This is a genomic window from Sporomusa aerivorans (assembly GCF_041428895.1).
GTDB lineage: Bacteria > Bacillota > Negativicutes > Sporomusales > Sporomusaceae > Sporomusa > Sporomusa aerivorans.
In genome coordinates this window covers 3194026-3217532 of record NZ_CP156926.1, presented here as the reverse complement: position 1 = coordinate 3217532, position 23507 = coordinate 3194026, and the positions used below count along the sequence as shown (strand labels likewise).

Annotated in this window: 26 protein-coding genes, 1 tRNA gene and 1 riboswitch; of the genes, 6 read left to right on the top strand and 21 right to left on the bottom strand. The window is 42.6% G+C overall.

Going from position 1 to position 23507, the window contains the following annotated elements; translation table 11 throughout:
- Positions 1-67: 67 nt before the first annotated feature.
- From SATMO3_RS15185 to SATMO3_RS15145, 9 genes are all read right to left on the bottom strand, one after another.
- On the bottom strand, positions 68-1213 hold the full coding sequence (locus SATMO3_RS15185) for a nitrogen regulation protein NR(II) (protein ID WP_371381621.1): 1146 nt from the start codon (positions 1211-1213) through the stop codon (positions 68-70).
- 385 nt (positions 1214-1598) lie between these two features.
- Positions 1599-2180, bottom strand: coding sequence for a MerR family transcriptional regulator (locus SATMO3_RS15180; protein WP_371381620.1), 582 nt, complete (start codon positions 2178-2180; stop codon positions 1599-1601).
- A gap of 191 nt (positions 2181-2371) precedes the next feature.
- Positions 2372-3751, bottom strand: a complete 1380-nt coding sequence (locus SATMO3_RS15175) for an amino acid permease (protein ID WP_371381619.1) — start codon at positions 3749-3751, stop codon at positions 2372-2374.
- Between the two features lie 230 nt (positions 3752-3981).
- Positions 3982-4078, bottom strand: a riboswitch (glycine riboswitch).
- Between the two features lie 379 nt (positions 4079-4457).
- On the bottom strand, positions 4458-5549 hold the full coding sequence (locus SATMO3_RS15170; RefSeq protein WP_371381618.1) for a tetratricopeptide repeat protein: 1092 nt from the start codon (positions 5547-5549) through the stop codon (positions 4458-4460).
- A gap of 51 nt (positions 5550-5600) precedes the next feature.
- On the bottom strand, positions 5601-6122 hold the full coding sequence (locus SATMO3_RS15165) for a hypothetical protein (protein ID WP_371381617.1): 522 nt from the start codon (positions 6120-6122) through the stop codon (positions 5601-5603).
- Positions 6123-6156: 34 nt separating this feature from the next.
- A complete protein-coding gene (locus SATMO3_RS15160; RefSeq protein WP_371381616.1) occupies positions 6157-6723 on the bottom strand; it encodes a hypothetical protein in 567 nt (188 codons plus the stop codon).
- A gap of 43 nt (positions 6724-6766) precedes the next feature.
- Positions 6767-7261 carry a hypothetical protein gene (locus SATMO3_RS15155; RefSeq protein WP_371381615.1) on the bottom strand — a complete coding sequence of 165 codons (495 nt, stop codon included), beginning with the start codon at positions 7259-7261 and terminating at the stop codon, positions 6767-6769.
- Positions 7262-7423: 162 nt separating this feature from the next.
- Positions 7424-7600, bottom strand: coding sequence for a hypothetical protein (locus SATMO3_RS15150; RefSeq protein WP_371381614.1), 177 nt, complete (start codon positions 7598-7600; stop codon positions 7424-7426).
- A 172-nt stretch (positions 7601-7772) separates the two neighbouring features.
- Positions 7773-7858 (bottom strand) — tRNA-Leu (locus SATMO3_RS15145).
- Positions 7859-8030: 172 nt separating this feature from the next.
- On the opposite strand from SATMO3_RS15145, the gene SATMO3_RS15140 reads away from it, so the two are divergent.
- Entirely contained in the window at positions 8031-8759 is a 729-nt protein-coding gene (locus SATMO3_RS15140) for a M48 family metallopeptidase (RefSeq protein ID WP_371381613.1), read from the top strand.
- Here the strand turns inward: SATMO3_RS15140 and SATMO3_RS15135 are convergent.
- The 4 genes from SATMO3_RS15135 to SATMO3_RS15120 form a co-directional block, all read right to left on the bottom strand.
- Complete coding sequence (locus SATMO3_RS15135) at positions 8756-9214, bottom strand: C-GCAxxG-C-C family (seleno)protein (protein ID WP_371381612.1); 459 nt, start codon at positions 9212-9214, stop codon at positions 8756-8758. The two genes, SATMO3_RS15140 and SATMO3_RS15135, sit on opposite strands and share 4 nt — an antisense overlap.
- Before the next feature lie 57 nt (positions 9215-9271).
- Positions 9272-10495 carry a PocR ligand-binding domain-containing protein gene (locus SATMO3_RS15130; protein ID WP_371381611.1) on the bottom strand — a complete coding sequence of 408 codons (1224 nt, stop codon included), beginning with the start codon at positions 10493-10495 and terminating at the stop codon, positions 9272-9274.
- A gap of 222 nt (positions 10496-10717) precedes the next feature.
- On the bottom strand, positions 10718-11218 hold the full coding sequence (locus SATMO3_RS15125; RefSeq protein ID WP_371381610.1) for a hypothetical protein: 501 nt from the start codon (positions 11216-11218) through the stop codon (positions 10718-10720).
- Positions 11219-11234: 16 nt separating this feature from the next.
- Entirely contained in the window at positions 11235-11543 is a 309-nt protein-coding gene (locus SATMO3_RS15120) for a hypothetical protein (protein WP_371381609.1), read from the bottom strand.
- A 228-nt stretch (positions 11544-11771) separates the two neighbouring features.
- Between SATMO3_RS15120 and SATMO3_RS15115 the strand changes: the two genes are divergently transcribed.
- The 4 genes from SATMO3_RS15115 (at position 11772) to SATMO3_RS15100 (ending at position 14955) form a co-directional block, all read left to right on the top strand.
- Positions 11772-12128: a hypothetical protein gene (locus SATMO3_RS15115; RefSeq protein ID WP_371381608.1), complete on the top strand. Its 357-nt coding sequence runs from the start codon at positions 11772-11774 to the stop codon at positions 12126-12128.
- Between the two features lie 222 nt (positions 12129-12350).
- Positions 12351-13310, top strand: a complete 960-nt coding sequence (locus SATMO3_RS15110) for an AAA family ATPase (RefSeq protein WP_371381607.1) — start codon at positions 12351-12353, stop codon at positions 13308-13310.
- 5 nt (positions 13311-13315) lie between these two features.
- Positions 13316-14665, top strand: a complete 1350-nt coding sequence (locus tag SATMO3_RS15105; protein ID WP_371381606.1) for a VWA domain-containing protein — start codon at positions 13316-13318, stop codon at positions 14663-14665.
- Between the two features lie 29 nt (positions 14666-14694).
- A complete protein-coding gene (locus tag SATMO3_RS15100; protein WP_371381605.1) occupies positions 14695-14955 on the top strand; it encodes a hypothetical protein in 261 nt (86 codons plus the stop codon).
- A 128-nt stretch (positions 14956-15083) separates the two neighbouring features.
- Here SATMO3_RS15100 and SATMO3_RS15095 read toward each other — a convergent pair whose 3' ends face one another.
- The 3 genes from SATMO3_RS15095 to bcp form a co-directional block, all read right to left on the bottom strand.
- On the bottom strand, positions 15084-15422 hold the full coding sequence (locus SATMO3_RS15095) for a CC/Se motif family (seleno)protein (RefSeq protein WP_371381604.1): 339 nt from the start codon (positions 15420-15422) through the stop codon (positions 15084-15086).
- Between the two features lie 20 nt (positions 15423-15442).
- Positions 15443-16303, bottom strand: coding sequence for a D-amino-acid transaminase (gene dat / locus SATMO3_RS15090; RefSeq protein ID WP_371381603.1), 861 nt, complete (start codon positions 16301-16303; stop codon positions 15443-15445).
- Between the two features lie 81 nt (positions 16304-16384).
- Positions 16385-16858 (bottom strand): thioredoxin-dependent thiol peroxidase, encoded by a 474-nt coding sequence (bcp, locus tag SATMO3_RS15085; RefSeq protein WP_371381602.1) that lies wholly within the window; start codon positions 16856-16858, stop codon positions 16385-16387.
- A gap of 184 nt (positions 16859-17042) precedes the next feature.
- On the opposite strand from bcp, the gene SATMO3_RS15080 reads away from it, so the two are divergent.
- Complete coding sequence (locus tag SATMO3_RS15080) at positions 17043-18179, top strand: acyltransferase (RefSeq protein WP_371381601.1); 1137 nt, start codon at positions 17043-17045, stop codon at positions 18177-18179.
- A 47-nt stretch (positions 18180-18226) separates the two neighbouring features.
- On the opposite strand, the gene SATMO3_RS15075 is transcribed toward SATMO3_RS15080, so the two are convergent.
- The 5 genes from SATMO3_RS15075 to SATMO3_RS15055 all read right to left on the bottom strand — a co-directional run bounded on the left by SATMO3_RS15075 (position 18227) and on the right by SATMO3_RS15055 (position 23338).
- Complete coding sequence (locus tag SATMO3_RS15075; protein ID WP_371381600.1) at positions 18227-19600, bottom strand: hypothetical protein; 1374 nt, start codon at positions 19598-19600, stop codon at positions 18227-18229.
- Positions 19601-19612: 12 nt separating this feature from the next.
- Positions 19613-21367, bottom strand: a complete 1755-nt coding sequence (gene pyk, locus SATMO3_RS15070; protein WP_371381599.1) for a pyruvate kinase — start codon at positions 21365-21367, stop codon at positions 19613-19615.
- A 29-nt stretch (positions 21368-21396) separates the two neighbouring features.
- A complete protein-coding gene (locus tag SATMO3_RS15065) occupies positions 21397-21597 on the bottom strand; it encodes a hypothetical protein (RefSeq protein WP_371381598.1) in 201 nt (66 codons plus the stop codon).
- 143 nt (positions 21598-21740) lie between these two features.
- On the bottom strand, positions 21741-22040 hold the full coding sequence (locus tag SATMO3_RS15060; RefSeq protein ID WP_371381597.1) for a MoaD/ThiS family protein: 300 nt from the start codon (positions 22038-22040) through the stop codon (positions 21741-21743).
- 113 nt (positions 22041-22153) lie between these two features.
- Positions 22154-23338, bottom strand: coding sequence for a M20 family metallopeptidase (locus SATMO3_RS15055; protein WP_371381596.1), 1185 nt, complete (start codon positions 23336-23338; stop codon positions 22154-22156).
- Positions 23339-23507 lie beyond the last annotated feature (169 nt).

Here is a 23507-nt window from a genome sequence, read left to right as displayed (position 1 = left end):
ATATGAAGAACAGCCGCTAGGTTATTACCCCATAAGGTAACTTTTTTCGGATTATCTTTGACATGGATTATTGAAGATTTAATATTTGCTGGTGAACCACCCGTAAACGCTGGTGACGCTCATCAATGATCGGCAGGTAAATATGAATATTTGCGCCTGATTTGGCGGTGGTTGTGGCCGGATTAATATTAATAAAACCGCCATGTTCACCAATTATCCGGTGCGCTACCGGCAATCCCAGTCCCATATGCTCAAGTTTGGTTGTATAGAAAGGTTCAAATACCCGGGGCAAAATTTCCGGCGCTAAGCCCGGACCGGTATCAGCAATGCCGATTACCAGCATACTCAGCTCAGAATTAATCCAAGATCTAACCGACAGCACACCTTCTCCAGGCATTGCCTCAATAGCGTTTTGCATAATGTTAACGATAGCCTGTTTTACTAAATTACTATCCACACTTACTTGCGGCAGATTTGCAGCAAGTTGCTTGTCGATAGCAATCTTTTCTCCGCCTAATTGTTTAAAAGTTAACAACAGGGCTTCCTCGATCGTCCGGTTTATATCAATATTATTCTCCTTATTAACAGGCGGCTTAGCGAACAAAACAAGTTCTTTTACAACATTATTAATGCAAGAAACTTCATCCAGCATCATTTCGAGTACATCACGGCCTACCGTATACCGGTCATCCTCCAGACGGCCTAACATTACTTGCAAATACCCGCTTATGGTAGTAAGCGGCGTCCGGACATGATGGGCCACGCCGGCTGCCAGTTCTCCCAGCGACATTAGCATTTGCGTAATCTGTATCTGTTTTATGGCGGCCCGGACTGCCGACAAATCTTGAATAATAACAATTAAGCCGCTGCCCTCCCCGATTGAACCCCTGAGCCGCAGAGCGTCAATATGGGCATAGATAAACTGATCCTTAACTTTAAGCTTCAAATTGACAGAATTTAGATCTTCGTATTCTTCCATATGAAATATTTGTAAAAACTTTTCGCCATGATGCTTAAATACATCTTCTACCCGCCTTCCAACCGACTTAGCCCTGTCAATCCCGCAAATCTTTTCAGCTTCCCGGTTGAGGTTTTTTACACGATGCTCGCCATCTATAAAAATAATACCCGTAGTGGTGTCAAACGAATCCTGACCGTCATCCTCCCTGTGCAAGTACACAACATTGTGACTAAGCGCTTCTGCCGCAGACATTGTCGATCGCCTCCCTGTGACCTGATTTAACACTTTGTGCAGTTAAACATTCTTGTAAGATATTGTAATTCCTGCTAAATTAGAACAATTAGTTTTCGTAAAAAACCGACAGTATTTATTTTTTACTTGTCGAAATAGAAGGCCAGGATCAGGCGACCCTTGAATTCCCTGTATTTATCCAAATACATTATTTCGACATGCTCACCTATTATGTCTTCTTAATACAAGCCACTCTTCAACATAAATAGGTATTAAGCCCTATCTAATTCCATAATTTGTAAGTTAAGAGATAAATTTACAAATTATGGCAAATAATAAAATAATAAAAACGGTAAGCAGATGTGTCATACCTGCTTACCGTCTATGTGCCGATGTTATTCACCCTTTAACCGAACAAACGCCGCCAAAATGACTTTGAAGTGCTGTTTTCTCTCGCCTCCATTACTTCCTGTAGCCTGGCATCGACAAGCTGGAAGTGATCTGTCATTTCTGTTTCCAGACGCTCTTCAAGCTTGGCTACTTCCTGTTTTAAATTTTGCAGTTCTTCCTGCTGCCCGTTTACAATATTAATAGTCGCCGCAATTTGCTGCAAAGCTTGATTTTGCGAAGATATAACAGCCATGATCGCAGAACCGTCAAGTTGCGTTAGTGGTGATAATGCCTGCGATTGGTTATTTTCATCATCTTGCGGATATGTTGCGCTACTGTTTTGCGATTCGGTGCTTACTTCAATAAAACGTGTGAAGCGATTATTAAGATCTTTGGCAATATCATCGGCGTTCTTATTTTGGTGCATCCCCTTGGCAATGGCTTTAAACACATCAACTGCTTCCGGATAAAACCGTCTTTTTTTTCCTTCTCCTGTTGCCGGTAAAAACTCCATGAATAGATCACGATAATACCTAAGGGTACTTTGAGGAATACCTATTTCCTGCGAAATGTCTTTGATACTAAGCAATTCAGTCATAATACCACCCTTCGCGTTTTAGTTGTTGCGTTTGTATTCGCTACGCCAAGGTGATTTTCCTGCTATTTTTATGAATTTTTGTAAAAAAATACCAACTAGATTTTATTCACAATCATCTTATTTTATTCCTTAAACAGGATCGACCAATAAAAGAGAGGGCATCTGATCAATCTGTTACCGTGCCATCAACCTTAGGCTATACTGGTTTCGCCCTCTTCATCCTTCGTTCTCGATTTAAAAATCTTATAAATTACCCCAAGTATTATAAACCATACAGGTGTTACAAACAGGGCTACACGAGTTTCCTCGTTGAGTGCCAACGTAACTAAAACAAAAGCAAAAAATGCTAATATTACATAGTTGATGATTGGGTATAGCGGCATTTTGAATTTGTTCTTGGCAGCAAGTTCAGGATTCATTTTGCGATATTTTAGATGGCAGACAATTATAATTGCCCAAATAAAAATAAAGCAGAATGTTGATATACTCGTAATAAGTACAAATACCCCTTCCGGCATAATGTATTGCAGAATAACCGCAATCAAGACAACAACCGCCGAGACCACTGTCGCATTAGCAGGTACTTGATTGGAAGTTAATCTTTTCATTGACTCAGGTGCATTATTTTCTTTCGCCAGAGAATATACCATGCGGCTTGTACTGAAGATTCCGCTGTTGCAGGCAGATGCGGCTGAGGTTAGGACAACGAAATTTACAATAGTTGCTGCGGCTGCGATTCCCACTGCTGAAAATACCTGGACAAACGGGCTCCTATCCGGACTAATTGAAGTCCATGGATATATGCTCATAATGATAAGCAGTGCGCCGACATAGAAAATAATAATTCTGATTGGAATATTGTTGATAGCCTTGGGAATAACACGTTCTGGATTTTCTGTTTCACCAGCGGTTAAACCAACTAATTCGATTCCCGTAAACGCAAATACAACCATTTGGAAGGAAAGGATAAAGCCGCTTAAACCATTGGGGATCCAGCCGCCATAACTCCAAAGGTTAGTAAAACTAGACGCACCTGCATCTGTAGCAAACCCTTTAATAATCATAAATGTACCAATTACAATTAACGCCAGAATCGCAACCACTTTAATTAAGGCAAACCAGAATTCCATCTCACCAAACAATTTCACTGCAGTAAGGTTCATGATCAATAAAATCATAAGAATTATAAGACTTGGAATCCATTGCGCTATATTCGGAAACCAGTACTGTATATAAAGACCAGCAGCCGTTACATCAGCCATGGCAAGTGAAATCCAGCAGAACCAGTAGGTCCATCCGGTAATAAATGCTGCTCCGTTTCCCAGATACTCACGCACAAAGTCAACAAAAGAATGGTAGTTTAAGTTTGAAAGCAATAATTCCCCAAGGGCACGCATAACAAAAAAACAAATTACCCCTGTTATCATATAGGCAAATAAAATAGAGGGTCCTGCCAGGTGAATAGACCGGCCTGCACCTAGAAATAATCCCGTACCAATTGCTCCACCAATCGCAAGCAATTGAACATGACGATTTTTCAGTCCTCTCGATAAATTTTGATCTTCCGACATAGGTATTCCGCCTTTCTAAATGCTACTGTTTTTATAGTTGCGTTATCGCAATCCCAATTTTTTCCCATTTACTATTTGCTTACTGGGGTATGAATTTCTATTGAATTGGCTGACTCCCCCCCAAAAATGATACCGTCCTCCGAAAAAACAGAAAGAGGCCAAATTATACAATCTGGCCTCAAAAAAACAGAAAGAGGCCAAATTGTATAATTCGGCCTCAAAATAAAACAGTTATCTGCTCTGTCCTTTTACCTGAGAGATTCACTGATTCAAAACAAATCAGCTTGCTCCTTCGGTGCTCTATTGAGGCTCTCCAGAGTTTCGTCCAATAACGGTCCTTTTGCCTGAAAGCATGACATCTTCGGCGGATTATACAATCGCTCTCCCATTATCTTCATACGAAGTTCGGTATTAAGTTAGTAGTACATTTACATACTCTACCATCGTTTTTTATAAATGTCAACAGAAAACATACTTTTATATCTTTTGTATGCAAGCAAAGTACAATCGATGTTTTTCCAAACGCTTACTATCAACGATTCTGTAATGTAGTAAGGTAATAAAGGCGCTCCCCCCATCCTGGAAGCCCCTTTCAGCATAGAACACGCTCACCCCAATCACTAGTAGTCATATTTAATTTGACTACTAGACCAACTTTGAAGGACTATCAAGCTAGCCTATACTTTACACTAATCAGAATCGTAACTTAAATCCACTCCTTATAGCTTTCCCATTCGCCGTTTATCCTAGCTTGAACTTTTTCTTTAACAGGGTTAGGTAAATTTGGATACTCTACTACCATTTTATAATATTTGAGAGCTTCTGCACCTCTGCCCATTAGCTCATATGTTTGTCCTAAATTAAAAGCTGAATCCAGAGGATTGCCCTTAAGTTCAAAGCATTTTTGAAAATCTGTTATAGCCTCTTCATATTTCCCCATAATAGCATAGGCATTGCCGCGACCAGCATATAGGATTGCCTTCTTGGGATTAATCTGAATTGCTTTATTCTCATCTTCTAAAGCTAATTGAGCGTTTCTAGCTTTAATATGTGCATAGGCACGTTCATGATAAAAGAAAGCTTCTTTTGGGTTTAACTCAATCGCCTTAGTCATTGCAGCAATAGCTTGGTTATAATCGCCCTTCTCAGAATTAGTATACGCAATTTGATAAATATATTCTGTGTTCTTCACATCTAAATTGGCAGCTTTAGAAAAAGCATCGATAGCTTTATCATATTCTCTATTTTTCTGGTATTCATATCCTTTGAAAGCCCAATCATAAGCTGTCATTGATTGAAGTTTAAATGAATTTAACACTGATAAAAATATAGGTTTTAATTCCTCAAATTTCTCGGGTTTTGTAGAAACTGCTATTTGACATATTGAATCATTTACCCAGAAGTATACATTCATAAGTTTAAGATTAGTATTGTTTTTCGTAGTAAAAGAATAAATCGACGATATAGCTTCTTGATTGCCAATTTTTTCGATTAATTTAGTATCATCAACTGCACCTGGAGTTTTTTTGCTCATTCTGTTGCTTATCTCATTAAGAATTAAATTGCTTTCATCTTGAGATCGGCTTAAGGGGTATTTGGGCAGAAAGGCAATGACAATTTTTGCTTCATTGTCATTGCTGGATATAACAGACATAGTAGGGTTTGTTTGAATAACCCTCCAATATTGCGGTATTTCAATAGAATAGCCATTGTTTTTGTCTTCATATACTTGTGCATCTACAATAGGAATAAAAAAGAATAGATTAATTACAAATAAAAGAAATATCTTACGAAACATTAAACAACCTCCAAATATTATTTGTTATCCGAATTACCTTTAGAGAGCATATTATTTAAATAGTTCCATTGCTTTGTGTTTTGCTATTGTGTTCAAAGATGCGGCTTTGTGTGTCTCAACAATTATTTCCTTACATATAACTTCAAAGCATGAATCATGAAAGAAAAAAATATAATGCTTACCTTGCATAAACCTTTCCTTATTATGATATGGATGAACACTATTGCCTTTTTCTAATTCCGCATACCAATCTGAATTTTCCACCTCATAAATTCGATATGGTAATAGTCCTAATTTCTTGTACTTATGGCCCGCGTATGCTTCATCATTTGGCCAACCGTATTTCACCTGCTTATAATGCCTAAATTGAACACAAGCTACGCCTACATCATCATTATTATCTCTAACATGTATAGTAGTGCCATTCCAGTTTGGCTCAAAGTGATTTAGATAAAATATAAGCATGACAATATGTTCATTCGAAAGTATAACCGGGCTTGGAGCACCACTATCCATTTGAATACCTAAATCTAATTCTTTTAAGATAGGTTTACTCCTCGAAAACAAATCCATATTTAACCTCCAATGGTAAAAAGCACTATCTCGATTATGGCTTCAAATCTGTAACAAACAAATTCATTTCATGCTGAAAATCACTTATATAATAGTCACCAAAGGGAGCATTACTTTTTTCCTGAATCGGATAGTTATCTTTAGTCAAACAATAGTATTTTAACTTAAGATATGCGGAGATAGGAAAATCATGATTAACCCATGTCTCCTTATAGCCAATAAATCCATGCTTACTTAGGAGTACTTCGACGCTCTCAACTATCATTTCTAAAAATTGATCTAAATTGCAGACTAAATCCATCTCAACCTTACGGTCACTACTCGGATCGAAAGCATCTGTGACTGATTCGATTTTAACTCTTATGTTAGAATCACCAAATAGCTCTATAGTCCAATTGTATCCGCTAGGTTCAGCATGCCATAAGAATGAGTTTTTGAAAAACTTCTTAGGTTGTGATTGAGGTAATAGATTAACTAAACAATTTAAGAAGTCTCCTAGAGCGTCTGAAATATAACTAACAAAGAAATATTGTACCTTTCCGTCTAATTCCCAATACACATCTGCCCAACCACTATCAGCTAACTCATATGTAAATTTCATATGCTCCCTACTTCAATTTTAAAATGTTTTTTAATACAGTTATTCATGCTTTAGGACATATTCTTTTTAATTCTTTCATTGCTTTATGCCGAAATTTCCGGCTCCCTTTTTTGTGTTCTACAATTTTAATTAAGGAACCTTTTAAGGCTTCTCTCTTTTCATATCGTAATTCATCATACCAATTAAAAGCCAATTCAGCCCAATATGATGTTCCAACTTCAAAGGCTGCTTTAATGATTTCAATAAAAGGAAAAATATCATCTATATCTTCATCAACGTTTAAAGAAATAAAACTATTCTTTACTTGTCTTCGCACTTCGGAAAGTGGAAGTTCAAGTAAAACAAAAACTCTCCAATATGATGCAAGAGTACTTAAGTCTCCAAAAATCCCACGACTCTCAACAATCCAATATCCCTCGCTAGAAATGCCTACCCATATATCGGCTTTTAATTGAATTATGGGTATCCAGTAAGAACCATTGGATTGACTCAAAACAGAAGATGGATTTGAGTCCACTATCATTTTGAGTTTATTCATTAAGCTAATCTCCCTTATTAACTTGATAATTATTCATTTGCCCTAATATTTAATTCTCTAATTTTCTTCCAATTACCTCCAAAATTTCTTCTAATCATCCTCTTAATAAGTTGAATCTATTCTTGAAAAGAAAAAGCGACTACCTTTTAGTAGTAGCCGCCATTACATTAAGCCTGAATTTCCTTGGATAATAAGGTTAGAGGTTACGCCGTAAAGCCCTTCTTTGATTTTAGCGTTTTTATCATACTTCATTTGAATAATACTTTGGTTAAGTTGGGCTAATTCCGCTTTTCTTTTGGCAAAGTCCTCTTCAAACTTTCGCTGATCCTCAATACCCATAAGATCTTTCTTTTGTAGGTATTCAGCCTCAAGACGTAAAAATTCGTCATTTCATCCGCGTGCTGATAAATGTCTTCTTCATCTGGGTAAATAAAAAAGCCCATGTAATTAAAATTACATCGACTTCCTAATCCTCATAAACCTAACAAATAAGCGGCTTCAAAGGTTTTTCTGGTGCCCGGGAAGGGACTTGAACCCCCACGTTGTTACCAACAAAAGATTTTGAGTCTTCCGCGTCTGCCATTCCGCCACCCGGGCATTTTTTGTTTATGTCTCACATCGGACATTTGTTATGATACCATTTACACAAATTATTGTCAAGTAAGTTTTTATGAGAAAGTTACAGTAGAATTTTTATCCTGATACAGGACAATGTCGCTTTCCGGCTAATATATACATCAATTACAAATACACACAAAGGAAACTAATCATGCCGACAATTCAAATAGACAACTTTGCTATTAACTACATAATACGTCTCGATAAACGCCGCAAAACCATCCAATTAAAATTACTTCCGGCCGCATTGGTCGAGATTGCGACGCCGGGTATACTGACAGCCGACGAGATCGCCCAGATTCTTACCGCCAAAAAGACTTGGCTGACAAAACGGATCAATAAGCTTGCCTCGCTTGCCGGCAACCCTGTAAATCAGGTGCTGGCGCCCGGTCATAAGCTATTATACAAGGGCGAACCCCGCACACTGACCTTTTTGCCTGGCGGCGTCAAGGCTGATGTCGCGGTTAAGCCACAGGAACTGCTTATTACGCTGCCTGGCACCTTTCCGGCCGGAGAAGAGACGGCCATGGCAGCAAAAATACTAAAAACCTGGCTTATTAATGAAGCCGGTGCACAGTTTCTGGATAAAACAAGGCATTGGGCGGCAGTAATTGGAGTCCGGCCAGTTCGCATAGCCATTAAAGATCAGAAAACTCGCTGGGGAAGTTGTTCGAGTCTGGGAAACATAAACTACAATTGGCGGATTATTATGGCGCCGCCAATTGTAGCTGATTATTTGGTTATTCATGAGTTATGCCATTTGCTTGAACCCAATCATTCCGCAAAATTCTGGAATCAAGTCGGGCGGTTTATGCCCAATTACAAGGAATGCCGGCGCTGGCTAACTGATAACGGCAAGTTATTATCCCGTATCCTCTAATGCTGTTTACCGGAAAGTTCATTCTCTGTTATATACCGTGAAAGCAATTCGGCAGTAGTCCCGGTAATTTTTAGGCAGGTTCGCCGCTGTTGCGGGCTGCCGAATTCATGAGGGTTTAGTACCCGGCAACAGGCCGCGCCAAATTCGCTGGCAAAAATGTCATGAAACCCTTGGGAGCTACTGTAAATAGGACCCCGGCTTTGCTCTTTGCTGCTTCTGCCTTGAAACATTCCAAGTACCATGATTGCTCCTGACAGTGCGCCGCACATACAGCCGGCATGCCCCAGACCGCCGCCAAAGCCTGATGCCATTTTAAGGGCTTCATCGGAAGCATCCAGCTTATAGAAATCACGAAAGGCGCGGACAACTGCTTCGGCACAATTATAACCGTTCTTAAAGTTTTGTCCGGCCAAATCCTTAACATTCAAACCTGTCGTTTCATTTTGTTCACTCATATAAAAACCTCCGTTACAGGTATTTAAATTTTTCTGTTTACAGCAAAAGGGAAACTGTTATTTAACGCATTCATAGGGAAGCGCAATTTTTACAGTGGTTCCCAAGCTTTGCTCGCCGGCAATATCAAGACCGAAATGCGCCCCAAAATAATGCTGAATCCGCTTGTGCACGTTTATAATACCCAAACCTGTTGTTTGGCCTTTACCGCCAACGCGCTTTTCGTTGCGGAAGATGCGTTCTATCTGATTTCGCGTTACACCAATGCCTGTGTCCTCAATAAGTAATTCAAACTGATCTTCATACAGCCGCCCGGAAATATTAATATTGCCGCCCCCCCGCTTGGGTTCCAGCCCGTGAATTATAGCGTTTTCTACCAGTGGCTGCAAAGTCATAACCGGAATCTTTTGCTCCAGCAGTGAAGCCGGAATATTGATTTCTGTCTGGATTCTGTCACCAAAACGCATTTTTTGAATCAACAAATAGTTTTTGATATATTCCACTTCTTCGCCAACAGTTACCATTTCATCAATATTTCGCAAATTATTGCGCAACAGATCTGACAGCGCATAGACTACTTCCTGCGTACGCGGCGCATTCTCCAGTAACGCAAGTCTTGCGATAGTATTTAGCGTGTTAAATAAAAAGTGCGGGTTAACTTGCGACTGTAATGCTTTAAGTTCTGCTTCCCGCAACACTTTTTCCAAATCAGCCTTGGCTTTCAGTTCATTCATGAGTTGTTGTTGTGCGATATTGGCCATAGCAATTTCTACAATATAATTAGTCATTATATATAGCAAGTCAGCTGCTGCTTTTACCCGTTCCTCCGGTACTACCCGAATTTCGGCCAACATGTCAAGAATAGCAGCATCATCAAGTTTCAGGTCTTGTAAGCGGTTTAACACATCACCGGCAACCTCTGCTCCATCCTGCGGCAGCAGGACCTGCCCTGCCAAAAAACCGCCTAAATGCTGCTGATTCAGCCTGATAGGAGCTCCTAAATCTATAAGCCCACTATGGCAACGGTATACAGACGGGCATAATTGCTGGGCCGCCATTCTGCCGCCACAGTCATCCGATCCCATACAACGGGACAAGCCTTCCGGAGTTGAACGAATGAGATTGCACAGACGGGTAAAATTACTTGGTTCAGTTACCGGCTGCCCTCCGCTGTCGACAATTACAGCTGCCAAACCGGTAGCTTCTGAAAATTTATCCTGTATTTCCTGCAAAACTTTTACATTAACAATATCCGCCAAGGTTAAGTCGTGATGAACATGCATAAATAACCCCTCCATGGCTGGCTAAAATCGGGCTGCAAATATGATTTATCATATAATTCGCTGTCTTATAAATATTTTGCTATCATCTTGGAAAATTCCTGCCTAAAAATGAAACATTCACGCAAGTGAAAAAAAACACTCGCAAAGAGTGTTTTTTTCCATCTATAAGCTAATTTTGAAAAAAGCGATGTCCGCTTACACTGAAGAAGCTCGTAAGATGAATTATCTTATACGCCTGGCGATAAGGAAGGACAGTATTCCGCCCATTACACCGGTTATTAGTTGCGGCCAGCTCATGGCTAACATGATGCCGGCAGCGATTTTGGCCGGGATGGCAACAAAAGTGAGCAGCCAGGCAAAGGAAATGTATAAAATTCCGGTTTTACCAATTGCCGCTATGGCAATCCGGGCAATACTTCCCCATTGCCGGCAAAGTAAAAACAAAAGGACATAGACTGCATTTCCTAAAGCCACCGGAATTATAAAAACAGGTAAAGGCAATAACTGCTGAAAATAAGCAACGATCGGCGCAATCAGCGAAATAACGGCTGCCGGCCATAAACCCGCTTTCTCAGCAGCAATGAGTAAAGAAGCATTGACAAGACTGCCAATAATAAAAGTCGATAAAAACGGCGGCAGCGGAATAAAAAAACGCAGTGACTGAAAGATAAGGGTAAGGGCCAACAAAAGGGCAGTTCTCGTGATATGCCGGTTGTCTGACATAGCCTGTCGCCTCCGATTATCTACGGCGGCGGTTAGAATAATTGCGCCCAAACATCATATAGGCCAGTAGGGCCAGCAGTGCCAAATTACCGATAATGCCGTTCATAATACCTAAATCCACCAACACATTAACCGCCGTTAAACCGCCAAGAAAGATCATAGAGCGTTTCAGATCAATAAAAGGATCTCTCCTCAATAGTAAATAAGCCACACCTAAAACAGCCAAATCAATGACTACCCATGCCAGAGTGTTAATAACCAGATACTTAAGCATACTGCCAACAATCATGACTGCCAAAACTTGAAACCACATTTGATTCATCATAATTCCCCCTTGATATATCTACCGCCAAAAGCATGACTCTCGGCATGAGATCCAGATTCTCTATGATACAATTATGCCCCGTCCGGGAAAAATCCTGCCTTTTGGCGCTATTTCCAGGAATAACAGCAATAAATATATTATTTTTTTTAATATAATGTTTATAGTTTTGTAAGTTTGAGCATACTTTTATTACAAATATTACAAATTGAAGTTAGGGAGTGAATTAATGTGAATGAAGACCAAAGCTTTTCTTTTACTCTGTTTGAACCACATCGTACCCGCCAACCAAAGAATGACCAGCCGTTAGTAGAAGTTCGTCCAAATGGCCGAATCGTTTTTAACAAACGAGCTACTCAGCTTTTAGACAATAACCATTTCTGTATGTTGGGTTACGACCCCTCAAACCGGGCTCTGGGTATATTGCCGTTAGGCGAATTACAACCTAATACGTTTCCGGTACGCTATGCCGCTAAAGGTGCATATATCGGTGCAAAAAAGTTTTTTAAACACTTCGATATTTTGCCAGGTCAGTTAGTAGAGAATTCACCATTTAAAAGCGGTGAGTTCATCGGTATAACCTTGTAGTCTATTTTACCCTTTAATTCAGTCAAAAGTTACTCGCAGGAGTAGCTTTTGTTTTTTTCTTTGAGTGCAGAATACTTTCGTCTGGAAAAAGACAGTACGGCTTATGGTTTCACAAAATTTACCGCGACTGTGTTTGTATTAGAGAAACGTTTTCTCTTGTCAATTATTATCAAATTGCTGTAAAATTAAAACAACAGCTTGATTACAGATAGGAGATCAATTATGGACATACATACCAACGCCGCTATTACCATGCCGGCATTAAAGACAGCTTTTGAATCCCAAGGCTACATCAGCGATAAGGAACTCTTAACAACTATCTATCTTGCTTTAAAATTAGAAAAGCCATTGTTGGTAGAAGGCGCTCCCGGAGTCGGCAAGACGGAGATAGCCAAGGTACTGAGCAAAGTTTTTAATACTGAGCTTATTCGCTTGCAGTGTTATGAAGGCCTTGACGAAAATAAGGCTCTTTATGAATGGAATTATCAGCGTCAGTTAATCAAAATTCAAATGACAAGAGATACTTCCTGTCAAAATCTTTCCGAGGACGATATTTTTTCATCGGAATATCTCCTGGAACGGCCCTTGTTAAAAGCAATTCGCGCCGAGAAACGTTCTGTTCTCTTGATTGATGAGATTGACAAAACCGATGAGGAGTTTGAAGCATTTTTATTTGAAATCTTATCTGATTTTCAAATTTCAATCCCGGAGCTTGGCACTATAAGAGCCAAACACATCCCCGTCGTTGTCCTTACAAGCAATCATGACAGAGAGCTTTCCGAAGGGTTGCGCCGGCGTTGTGTATACTTATATATCGATTATCCCTCCATCGAGAAGGAAATCAATATTATTCGCACAAAAATTCCTGAGGCTACCGAAAAGTTGGCTCTGCAAATTGCCACTGCCGTTAACCACCTGCGCCGCAACCTAACTCTAAATAAACAGCCTTCCATTGCTGAGACCCTTGACTGGACAAGAGCGCTCATAGCCATGCACGCCGACCATCTTGATTCAACCCTGATTAAACAGACCATGGGGCTTTTATTTAAGAACCGGGATGATTTAACAGGATTTGAAAAAGAATTAGGAGCTGAAGGCCTTTATGCTGCAGTGGAACAGGCAACTGCAGCCAAGAATGAAGGTTGCCATTGTCATGGCCGTACTACAAGCCTTGGAGGCTGATTATATTGAACTCGCTTGCTGATAATATCGTAGGGTTTGTCCAGATTTTACGCCAGCTCGGGGTACGGGTTAGTATTGCAGAAACCATTGATGCGGTTGATAGCTTAACAATTATTGATAATTTTGACCGGGATGAATTCCGGGCCGCATTAAAAAGCACACTAGTAAAAAATTCTGAAGATCAAGTGGCTTTTGACCAGGCATTCAATTTATTTTTTGTGCCTCCCGAGGCCAAACAAGAGCAACGCAGCACCTGGGAATCTAAACAGCAGCTTGAGCTTGAGCAATCACAGCAGGCTGATGAAGAACTTGTCTTTCAGGGCCGCCCACTCGATATTCCCGACGATCTTAAGGATGTTTACAAACGCTTGCCTGAGCAGGATAAGAAACGGCTGCAGGAATTTTTGGAAAAAACGTCAACAGGGCATAATGTTAAAGAATCATTCCAACCGGTCGTGGAAAACCTGCTGAAGAGTTCATTATCTTTCTGGCAGCGCCAGCTTTCGCCTGAAGACCTAGCCCAATTGGCTGCCGCCCGCCGTCAGCTGTTAGGCTACGAAGAACTGGATCATGTGGTCGAGTCGTCTGCAGGAATCGGCGGTACCGGCCGCAATCCTTTATTGTATAAAAATATGCAGGACATTGCCGAGCATGAGATTCCCCAAGTTACTGCCCTGATTAAGCGGCTGGCGCACCGGTTGACAACCCGTATATCCCGGCGATTTAAAATGACTGGCCGCCGCAAACTCATTGATATCCGTCAAAGTATCCGCCGTAATATGCGCTACGGTGGTACCATGATTTCTCTAAAGTATAAAATTAAAAAAATACATAAACCTAACATTGTTGTTATTTGCGATGTGTCTGCCTCCATGACAAAATATGTACGGTTTACATTGCCGCTTTTATTCGGTCTGTCCAGTGTTGTCAAAAATATCGAGACCTTTATCTTCGCCAATGACCTGGAGAAAGTGACCGGTTTTTTTCGCGCCCGCACAGATTTTGCCGAGGTTACCGAAAAACTGATAACAGATTCTGCGCAAATGGGGCAAGGCACTAACTTGTTTATTGCGTTAGCAAGTTTACAAGAGCAGTATAAACAATTACTCTCCCCTTCCACTTTACTGTTTATCATTAGTGACGCCAATACAATGGCGCCGCTGGAAGCAGCAAGTGAATTAGCCCTTGTCAATAAAAAAGTTAAACGCATTTTATGGCTCAACACTCAGCCAAAAGAGCGCTGGCCCCAGGTGAGCGCAATACAGCTGTTTGCTAAATATTGTAGTATGTTCGAGTGTTATTCACTGGCTCATCTGACTAAGATTTTATCTCTTAACTTAACGCGCAATACATAATGGATATTATAAAAAGGATGTGATGAACCATGTTTTATGATGGCCCTACCTTAGTCGCCCATTATCAACGCTGGCTCAATACGTATCGTGAGCCCATTGAGGCCAAGTTAACCACGGCGCTCAGCCATAGAGACCCGAATCAAGCCATGCACAATGCCATGGATGTTTTGCTCACCGAGGTGCTGCCTATGGCGCTGGCTGAAATGATCCTATTTAACAACGGACGTCTGGAGGAACAGATGCAGGAAAACGGCGCCGGTTGCTCCAGCTGCGCAACTAACTTGAAGTAATGTAAAAAAATGCCGCAGGCTTTGCGCCTGCGGCATTTTTTATTCTATATAGAAAGTATAACTTTCGCCTGGATAAGAACAATATCGGCTCTCGCATTCGCCATAGGCGCAGCGAAAGCTGTTTTTTTCTAGCAGGATGTACAGTCACCACAGCTTTGTCTAGGCATTGGCAATCCAAACATGCCTAATTTTTGTCCAAACAGGTTCGTTTCAGTATCAATCCGCAGCAAGATCTGGTCATTGTACTCTGCCACCGAACTATGCGCATGCACAGTTACGCCATCAATCTTAAAAGACTGATAGTCGGCTTTTTCATAATCCTGAGGCTCTCCTACCCGCACAGCCGCAACGTCAGCAGTCTGAGTTTTTCCGCAGCCGGGGATCAGTCGTTTTTCAATTCTAACGGTAATCACGCCGCCTTCTTTAGCAATAAACTCCTGAGCCCTTTCTGTCACGGTCATGTTCATTGAAATACCTCCTTTTTCTTTTACTTACGGGCGCATTCTTCGTCAATAAGCGCCCAATAAGCGTCTTGAATTTTGCGGGTAATCGGGCCTACGCCACCATTCCCCACTGGCTGCCCATTTAGCGCAACGATAGGTACAATTTCACTGTTAGTGCCGGAAATGAAAGTCTCTTCCGCCGCTTTGGCAAACGCCTCATCAAATTTCTTCTCCACTACTATAAGACCAAGTTCTGGTGCTATCTTTTCCATAATCAGCGTTCTAGTAACACCGGTAAGAATGAGATTGCTTTTGGGATGTGTCCAGGCAACGCCATCTTTAATCACAAAGAAATTACTGCTGGTTCCTTCGGTTACAAAGCCGTCCCGGACTTGAATGCCCTCGAAGCAGCCGGCGTCCTTTGCTTTTTGCTTACCCATGACATTGCCCAGCAGGTTTAAGGACTTGATATCACAACGCAGCCATCTTTCATCAGGTATCAACAGCCCTTTGGTTCCCTCCAGTTTATTCTTATCCGGAGCAGCGCTGACAGGACGAATTGACATGGTCAAACGCGGCACCACGTTCTCAGGAAAACCATGGGCGCGAGGATAAATACCGCGGGTAATCTGCAGGTAAATGGCGCCGTCGGCAATGCCGCTTTCCTTTATAAGCAAATCATGAAATTCCGCTAATTCTTCATATGTATATACTGCCGGGATACTTAATTCCCGTAAGGAGCGGTAGAGTCGATCCACATGCAGCTTGAGCGCAAAGCAATGTCCGTTATAGACTCTGGTTACCTCATAGACACCATCACCGAATTGATGACCTCTGTCTTCCATTGGCACAACATTTTCGCTTAAATCTATCAATTTCCCATCTAATAAACCGACCGGCTTCATGGAAAACCCTCCCTAATAAATATTTACTATGTTAAATTACCACGACTGTCCACGATTTCCTGCCATTCAGGAAAAAAATCTCTAAACTTTTGCTGTAAGGACAGCCAATACAGCCCGGGCATGACCGTCAACTTTTACTTTACGAAAGACATGGCTTATTTTACCCTGCTCATCAATCACAAAGGTTGATCGTTCAATACCCATAACCTTTTTGCCGTACATAGTTTTTTCTTTTAAAACACCATACAGCCGGCAAATGGTACTGTTTATGTCACTCAATAGCAAATACGGCAATTCATGCTTGTTAGCAAACTTTTCATGGGTGCTGAGGCTATCCCTGCTTATTCCCAGGATAACGGCCCCATAGGCGGCAATTTCAGCGTGGACTTCCCGGAACTCGTGAGCCTCAGCGGTACAACCGGCGGTATTGTCTTTCGAATAGAAATACAGCACTACTTTCTGCCCACGGTATTCACTTAGGGATATTGTACTGCCGTTAGTTGCCGGCAGGGTGAACTCCGGTGCTTCCTGACCCGCTTTTAGTTCTTTATCCATATACTTTCATCTCCCTTATGGAAATTGTATTGCAGTTAAAACATTTACGGCCTATAATAAATGAAGACAGTTGGAGTGAATTATACTTGGCAATACTATGCTCCGTCTGTACTTTTTATATGTTAACCTAAGTACGGGCCTGCACCAGCACCAAAACAATATCTTAAGGAGCAGAATGTAAAGTATGGCTAAACAGCACATCGTTGCTTTGGATTATATCCGTGGATTGTCCATGCTGGGGGTTTTGGGTATTCATACCGGCGCTTACTCCTTAACCAACCCGGCTGCTAACCCTCATCTGTTCGTATTGCTCGAAATAGTATCAAGATTTAGTGTACCCATCTTTTTCTTTGTGTCGTCCTTCGGGTTATTTATCAGTCAACCCTTACAAAAGGAATTTCACTATCTCGATTTTATGCGGCGGCGTTTTAACGCGGTATTCTTACCCTATATAGCCTGGTCACTGCTGTATATGCTGCATTATACCTGGATCAGCGGCGATGCCGGTATCTGGGATAAACCGCATTTTTATGAGTTTCTCTTCTTTGGTCTGGCTTCTTACCAACTTTATTTCTTAGTTATCCTGATTTGGTTTTATGCGCTGATGCCTTTATGGCGAATGTTAGCCCGTTTTTTGATTAATAATCCACTGTCAGGGCTTGTATTGCTTATTGTCCAGATAGCCTTTAATTATTATTCCAGTTATATCCTAAAGCCGGGCTATGACAATTATTATCTTAATCTGGCTGTTCAGCACCGGATGAGTTATCTTATTCTGCATTATGTATTTATCTTTATGCTAGGGGCCGTATGCGCTGAATTATACCCGCAATTTACAGCCATATTGAAACGAAAAAAAACATGGGTAACCGTTTTTTTTACCGCTACTTTGACCGGCATGATCGGCTTCTACTACTATTTGCTATACGGTGAACACTATTCCCTGGAGGCCACGGTCAATACCATTCATCAGCTTAGTCCTATTGGAATACTATATACCATTGGCGCAACCTTATTCTGGTTTACAGTGTTCAGCCGGGATCTGCCAGGCTGGGTAGCCAACTGCTTTGCACGCCTGGGGGAATATTCCTATTTAATTTATCTTGTTCACCCGTTAGTAATGTATTATGTGTTTTTCTATATGGAGCAGGCTTCTCTCATCTTTACGGCAAATATCACCATAGCTTTTTACGCTGCCACTCTGGCCTTAAGTACAGGCCTGGCTATAACCGTAAAAAAAATCGGGAGCCTTATTCCCCTGCTGGGCCTGGCTCTCAGCGGCACTTTTCCAAAACAAAACACTCTTAAACAGAAGGTATAAAGGCGGATAAATTCCGCCTTTTTACATGATCAGGAAATACATCCGCCTTATAATAAGAAGCCGAGCTTTTGTAAATGTTCCTGGTGAGCCAGCGTTATAACATTGCCGGCATTAAAACTGCTGCCTTCGGCTGTTATGTGCTTTTGCCGGCGTTTAATCCTTGTCCCATACAAAAACAATAACTGGCAAAATCGCTTAATGGACTTTTCCTGGCCAATATTATTTTGCTGTTTGCTCCACTTGTGGTAAATCTCATCGATGATATCCGCAAAAGTTGTGGTAAAGTTCTGCCTGGAGACAAATTCCACTAGTTGCAGGCATTCCCGTAACAGGGTATACAGCGCATCCTGCCGAAAGGTATCATTATAGTGACCGGCATTCAGCTCTGCGCCCAACAGGCGCCTGCCTGCCTCAAACAAGGGATAGACCACCCCGAAACTCTCTGACAAAAACCTTTGAGCCACTGCCAGCCGGGCGGCATGCCCGGCCCCGTCAACAGCCTGCCGCCAGATAGCAGGCGTTTTTACTTTTAGGGCCAATTCCAGGACAAAAAGGGATATTCTGCCGGCCAGACGGCTAAAAGGATTAAGGCTTTCCATACCTGCTAAATGCACGCATTCCTTGACAATAGTATTTACTGCCGGTGCTGTTAACCGCTGTTCCTCAACCAATTGATCAATATACTGCGTCAGAATCTCATACATATCGACATCACCGGCTTTTACGCTCCTGTGCAGCCATGCCGTTATCACTTCAACCGCCAGCTCTTGTCGGGAAGCAAATTCCGGCTGCGCCGCCAGCCACCCGCCAATTTTGACAAGCATTTCGCGGATAAGTCCCGAATCATGCCTGCGCAACGCGGTAAGGCCGGCTAAACGAAAGGCTCGCATCACGGCAGCCTGCGCACCATCTTCCTGTGCGCTTGACATTCCGGCAGAGATAACTTCAATTGCGCGGGCTGCTAAAAAGTTCTGGCGCTGTTTCAAACTAATAACAGCAATCAGCCCCAGCTGTTCAATGACAGCAGGCAATTCGGCCGCCGTCACATTTTTCAGCAAAGGGCGAAATGTATCAATACAGTGGCCAGCCGCATCCAGTTGTTTCAGCCTCAGTGCCAGATAAAAAACGGCACTAAGGTGTACGGCTTCTCCTTTTCGCCCCAGGCCGTTGCCTAAAGCCAGCTTTAATAAATCAAAAGCCCGATACGCTTCATCAGCTTTACCGGCAAGCAAGCAGGCATTCACAATTTTATAAAGCTGACGCAAAATCCGTTTACTGCCAGCATGACTCTGCCGCGAGACAGACATTTTGTTCAATTGAGACGCAATACGGGCAAATTGCCAAGCAAGCCGCCTGGTATAAAACCACCAGGCGGCTAAAACTATCGCAACTGCTGTCAGCACAAAAAACCATACTGCCATAAGGGTTTCTCCCTATCTAGCGTTTATTTCTCCCTGGTATACAATTCCCCGGGCCGCATCCACAGTGACAATGGCACCGTCCTGCAGGCGTTCTGTAGCGCCTTCAACCCCGACAAGCACCGGCATGCCGAAACTAACGCCGACAATGGCGGCATGCGAGGTTAACCCACCTTCTTCAGCCACAATAGCGGCGGCTTGGGCGGCATATGGAGCGGTCTCTTCGTCGACACTGCTGACTACCAGGATATCACCCGGCTGAAACTTGGTTTTAATGTCTTTGCATGATGAAACCACGGCGATTTTTCCGGTAACGGCCCGTTGCCCAATACCTGTGCCGCGCATCAAAATATTACCAACAACATGTACTCTGATCATATTTGTCGTCCCGGACATTCCTGCAGGTACCCCGGCTGTAACGACAACTAAATCTCCGTCTTTTACTACGCCGGCTGTTAAGGAACTGGCAACTGCACTTTGCACCATTTCATCCGTATTATTGAAGCTAGGCCCTAAAATCGGATAAACACCCCAGAGCAGAAGCATCCGCCGTACCGTTTTCGAACTGGGGGTAACAGCCACCACGGTTGACTGCGGACGGTATTTAGATACCATGCGGGCAGTATAACCGGTTTGCGTTGAAGTAACAATAGCCGCCGCACCCAATTCATGCGAAATCTGGGCAGTAGCGTGACTGATCGCATCTGTGGTCGTACGCTGCAGTTGGATACCTTTTCCCTTTAATATATCAGTGTGACGTAAAGATGTTTCCGTACGCATAGCAATACGGGCCATAGTCTGTACAGCTTCCAGCGGATATTGGCCTGATGCGGTTTCCCCGCTGAGCATAATGGCATCCGAGCCATCGAAAATAGCGTTCGCGATGTCACTGGCCTCAGCCCTTGTCGGCCGCGGATTGGTGACCATCGACTCCAGCATTTGTGTTGCAGTGATAACAGGTTTGCCGGCCCTATTGCATTTTTGAATCAGCATTTTTTGAACCAAGGGCACTTCTTCGGCAGGAATTTCAACCCCCAGGTCGCCCCGGGCAACCATGAGACCATCGCAGACTTTTAGAATTTCATCAATATTTTTAACGCCTTCCGCGTTCTCAATTTTAGGAATGATATCCATGCTGTAGCAGGCATCCTCAAGAATTTTACGGATAGCCAGCACGTCGGCCGCTCTTTGAATGAACGATGCAGCAATAAAGTCCATTTGTTTTTCAATGCCAAACTTGATATCCAGGATATCCTGTTCCGACAATGGCGGCAGGTTAACAGCCACCCCCGGCGCAGCAACCCGCTTGCGGTCGCCAATCTGGCCGCTGTTATTCACCGTAGTGATAATATCATCGCCTTCAACAGCATCAATATGAAGACTTACCAGACCGTCAGATATAAGGATTGTCTGCCCTGGTGCAACTTCCTGCGGCAGAAACTTATGATTGACAGAAGCGATTTCCTTTGTGCCTGTGACATCCCGGCCGGTTAACACGAACTTCTGGCCTTTCTCCAATAAAACCTTGCCTTCGCCAAACAAACCTAACCGCATTTCCGGACCTTTAGTATCCAGCATCAGTGCAACCGGCTTTTTCACGTTTTCCGCCGCTTCCCGAACCCTGTCAATGCGTTTGGCATGCTCTTCATGCGAACCATGCGAAAAATTGAACCTGGCAACATTCATGCCAGCCTCGATCATAGCTTCCAATACACCGACGTTATCAGTGCTTGGGCCCACAGTGCAAACAATCTTGGTTTTCTTTAACAAATATATCACTCCTTCAAATATTACAATAATTAGCGTATTGCATGTTGACATAAAATCGAATGCGCTTCGTCGGCTTCCGATTCTAAAACCAAAATTTCGTATAAGCCGTCACCAAGAGCGGAAACCACTCCGGCCGGGCGTATATTGGCAAGCACACCTTCATTGCACAGTACGTTTTTATACAGCTCCGCCTGTGCTCTATTAGAAGCTATGTATACTACGGTCCACATAAGTATCCTCCTATTAGCTTCTTCCTACTAAGCTTTACAAATACTCCAAAAAACAACAAGAAGCTAGCTACTATAGCTTTGTTCTCCAAAGCCGGCAGTATTCCTGCAAAAAAAATGGTTTTTATAACAAGTATCAGTGCAATTTATAAATCCACAAAACCTAAAAATACCCGGTAAGGTCCTGGAGTTCCCGGCGGTACCAAGGCAACCCTGTCACCAGCCTTTATAACCGCGTGCGCCAGCGGCTGGGCTCTGCCGTTAATAAACATGGCTTCAACTTGTTCCGCAGGGATAGCAAGCAGTTCTAAAAGCTGGTGTCCGTTTACCGGCGCCGCGATTGTATAATGATAAGGAATTTTCCAGCCTCGCTCATTAAACAATTCAGCTAAATGCAAAAAACCGCGCAACTCAATCGTACCACTGGCTTCTTCAGAATTAGCCATACCCTTTCCTCCATCCTGAAATTATTGCCAAGGTATATTTCACCAAAATACGTATTTTTCCTCTAAAAGAAATATATTTTTTTTAAACCGGTACCGATTCGTTTTATTTTCCCTCAAGAGTTAGCTTCCTGGTTCAGTAGTTGCAGCGCTGATTCCACCATGATTTCCACGCCATAACCGAGCGCTTTTTCGTCCATATCAAATTTCGGGTGATGATGAGGGTATATCAGACCTTTATTAGAATTGCCAATCCCGATAAACATAAAACATCCCGGTACATGCTGCTGATAAAAGGAAAAGTCTTCACCTACCATAACCGGGCTTATTTCTATTACTGCATCTTTTCCTAGTACTCTTTTACCACACTCTGCCACTACTTTTGCAATTTGCGGGTTATTAACCACCGGCGGATGGCCAAAACAACTTTCCAGTTTATAGGTGGCTCCCGCTGCCGCGCTAATACCGCTCGCGATCCTGTCAATATGAGCGAAGACTAGTTCGCGGGTTTTGGTATCAAATGTACGAACCGTTCCCTGCAAGATAGCAGAATCAGGGATAATATTAAAAACCTCGCCAGCCTTAAACATCCCCAGTGATAATACCGCCAGTTCGTTAGCATTGATGTTATTGCCAGTGATAGTTTTGAGTGCTAATACCATCTGGGCGCCGACATATAGGGGGTCTATTGTCTGATGCGGCATGGATCCGTGCCCGCCCCGTCCTTGCACTGTAATTGTGAATTGATCAGGCGCGGCCATCATCGGCCCAAAAGTTATTCCCATGGCCCCTGCTTCCAGCGGCTGCCACAGGTGAGCGCCGATGATTGCATCCACCGCTGCCAGCGCCCCCTCCTCAATCATGCCCAGGGCCCCGCCGGGAAACTGCTCTTCACTGGGCTGAAACAGCAGCCTGATACTTCCGGTCATTTCAGATTTAATGGCATTAAACACTCTGGCAATACCAAGCAGCATGGCAGTGTGTCCATCGTGCCCGCAGGCATGACATATTCCGGCGTGCTGCGAACAGTAAGGCTGTTCAACCTCATCTTGAATAGGCAAAGCATCCAGGTCGGCGCGAATAGCAACCGTTTTGCCGGGCTTGCCGCCATCAATCTGAACAATTACACCTGTGCCGGCAATTGCCTTTGGAGTCAAGCCCATAGCTGTCAGCTCGGACATAATTTTTTTCTGTGTTTCGTATTCCTTGCCGCCGACCTCCGGGAAAGTCCGAAAATGCCGCCGGAGAGCTATGACATAGTCGGCGTTATCTACAACAATATCATGAATCTGCGTTTTCATACCATTCGTCCTTCCTGCCCCTGTTTAGAAATTAATTCTTATACAAGCATATCAAAAAATCCTTCTTTGGCATCTGCCGGCTGCATATTATCTATATAATTCGCAAATTGTCCAGTATTTACAAAAAAAATAAAGGCTCAACCATATATGGTCTGCCTTTTCTGCACGG

Coding starts and splice junctions, on each gene's coding strand:
- SATMO3_RS15055 (WP_371381596.1), bottom strand. CDS start 23,338: ATGAAAACGCAGATTCATGATATTGTTGTAGATAACGCCGACTATGTC.
- SATMO3_RS15160 (WP_371381616.1), bottom strand. CDS start 6,723: ATGAAATTTACATATGAGTTAGCTGATAGTGGTTGGGCAGATGTGTAT.
- bcp (WP_371381602.1), bottom strand. CDS start 16,858: ATGGATAAAGAACTAAAAGCGGGTCAGGAAGCACCGGAGTTCACCCTG.
- SATMO3_RS15155 (WP_371381615.1), bottom strand. CDS start 7,261: ATGAATAAACTCAAAATGATAGTGGACTCAAATCCATCTTCTGTTTTG.
- SATMO3_RS15110 (WP_371381607.1), top strand. CDS start 12,351: ATGGACATACATACCAACGCCGCTATTACCATGCCGGCATTAAAGACA.
- SATMO3_RS15095 (WP_371381604.1), bottom strand. CDS start 15,422: ATGAACATGACCGTGACAGAAAGGGCTCAGGAGTTTATTGCTAAAGAA.
- SATMO3_RS15135 (WP_371381612.1), bottom strand. CDS start 9,214: ATGAGTGAACAAAATGAAACGACAGGTTTGAATGTTAAGGATTTGGCC.
- SATMO3_RS15140 (WP_371381613.1), top strand. CDS start 8,031: ATGCCGACAATTCAAATAGACAACTTTGCTATTAACTACATAATACGT.
- SATMO3_RS15180 (WP_371381620.1), bottom strand. CDS start 2,180: ATGACTGAATTGCTTAGTATCAAAGACATTTCGCAGGAAATAGGTATT.
- SATMO3_RS15065 (WP_371381598.1), bottom strand. CDS start 21,597: ATGTGGACCGTAGTATACATAGCTTCTAATAGAGCACAGGCGGAGCTG.
- dat (WP_371381603.1), bottom strand. CDS start 16,303: ATGAAGCCGGTCGGTTTATTAGATGGGAAATTGATAGATTTAAGCGAA.
- SATMO3_RS15100 (WP_371381605.1), top strand. CDS start 14,695: ATGTTTTATGATGGCCCTACCTTAGTCGCCCATTATCAACGCTGGCTC.
- SATMO3_RS15120 (WP_371381609.1), bottom strand. CDS start 11,543: ATGATGAATCAAATGTGGTTTCAAGTTTTGGCAGTCATGATTGTTGGC.
- SATMO3_RS15080 (WP_371381601.1), top strand. CDS start 17,043: ATGGCTAAACAGCACATCGTTGCTTTGGATTATATCCGTGGATTGTCC.
- SATMO3_RS15185 (WP_371381621.1), bottom strand. CDS start 1,213: ATGTCTGCGGCAGAAGCGCTTAGTCACAATGTTGTGTACTTGCACAGG.
- SATMO3_RS15125 (WP_371381610.1), bottom strand. CDS start 11,218: ATGTCAGACAACCGGCATATCACGAGAACTGCCCTTTTGTTGGCCCTT.
- SATMO3_RS15060 (WP_371381597.1), bottom strand. CDS start 22,040: ATGGCTAATTCTGAAGAAGCCAGTGGTACGATTGAGTTGCGCGGTTTT.
- SATMO3_RS15170 (WP_371381618.1), bottom strand. CDS start 5,549: ATGTTTCGTAAGATATTTCTTTTATTTGTAATTAATCTATTCTTTTTT.
- SATMO3_RS15075 (WP_371381600.1), bottom strand. CDS start 19,600: ATGGCAGTATGGTTTTTTGTGCTGACAGCAGTTGCGATAGTTTTAGCC.
- SATMO3_RS15130 (WP_371381611.1), bottom strand. CDS start 10,495: ATGCATGTTCATCACGACTTAACCTTGGCGGATATTGTTAATGTAAAA.
- SATMO3_RS15165 (WP_371381617.1), bottom strand. CDS start 6,122: ATGGATTTGTTTTCGAGGAGTAAACCTATCTTAAAAGAATTAGATTTA.
- SATMO3_RS15175 (WP_371381619.1), bottom strand. CDS start 3,751: ATGTCGGAAGATCAAAATTTATCGAGAGGACTGAAAAATCGTCATGTT.
- SATMO3_RS15150 (WP_371381614.1), bottom strand. CDS start 7,600: ATGGGTATTGAGGATCAGCGAAAGTTTGAAGAGGACTTTGCCAAAAGA.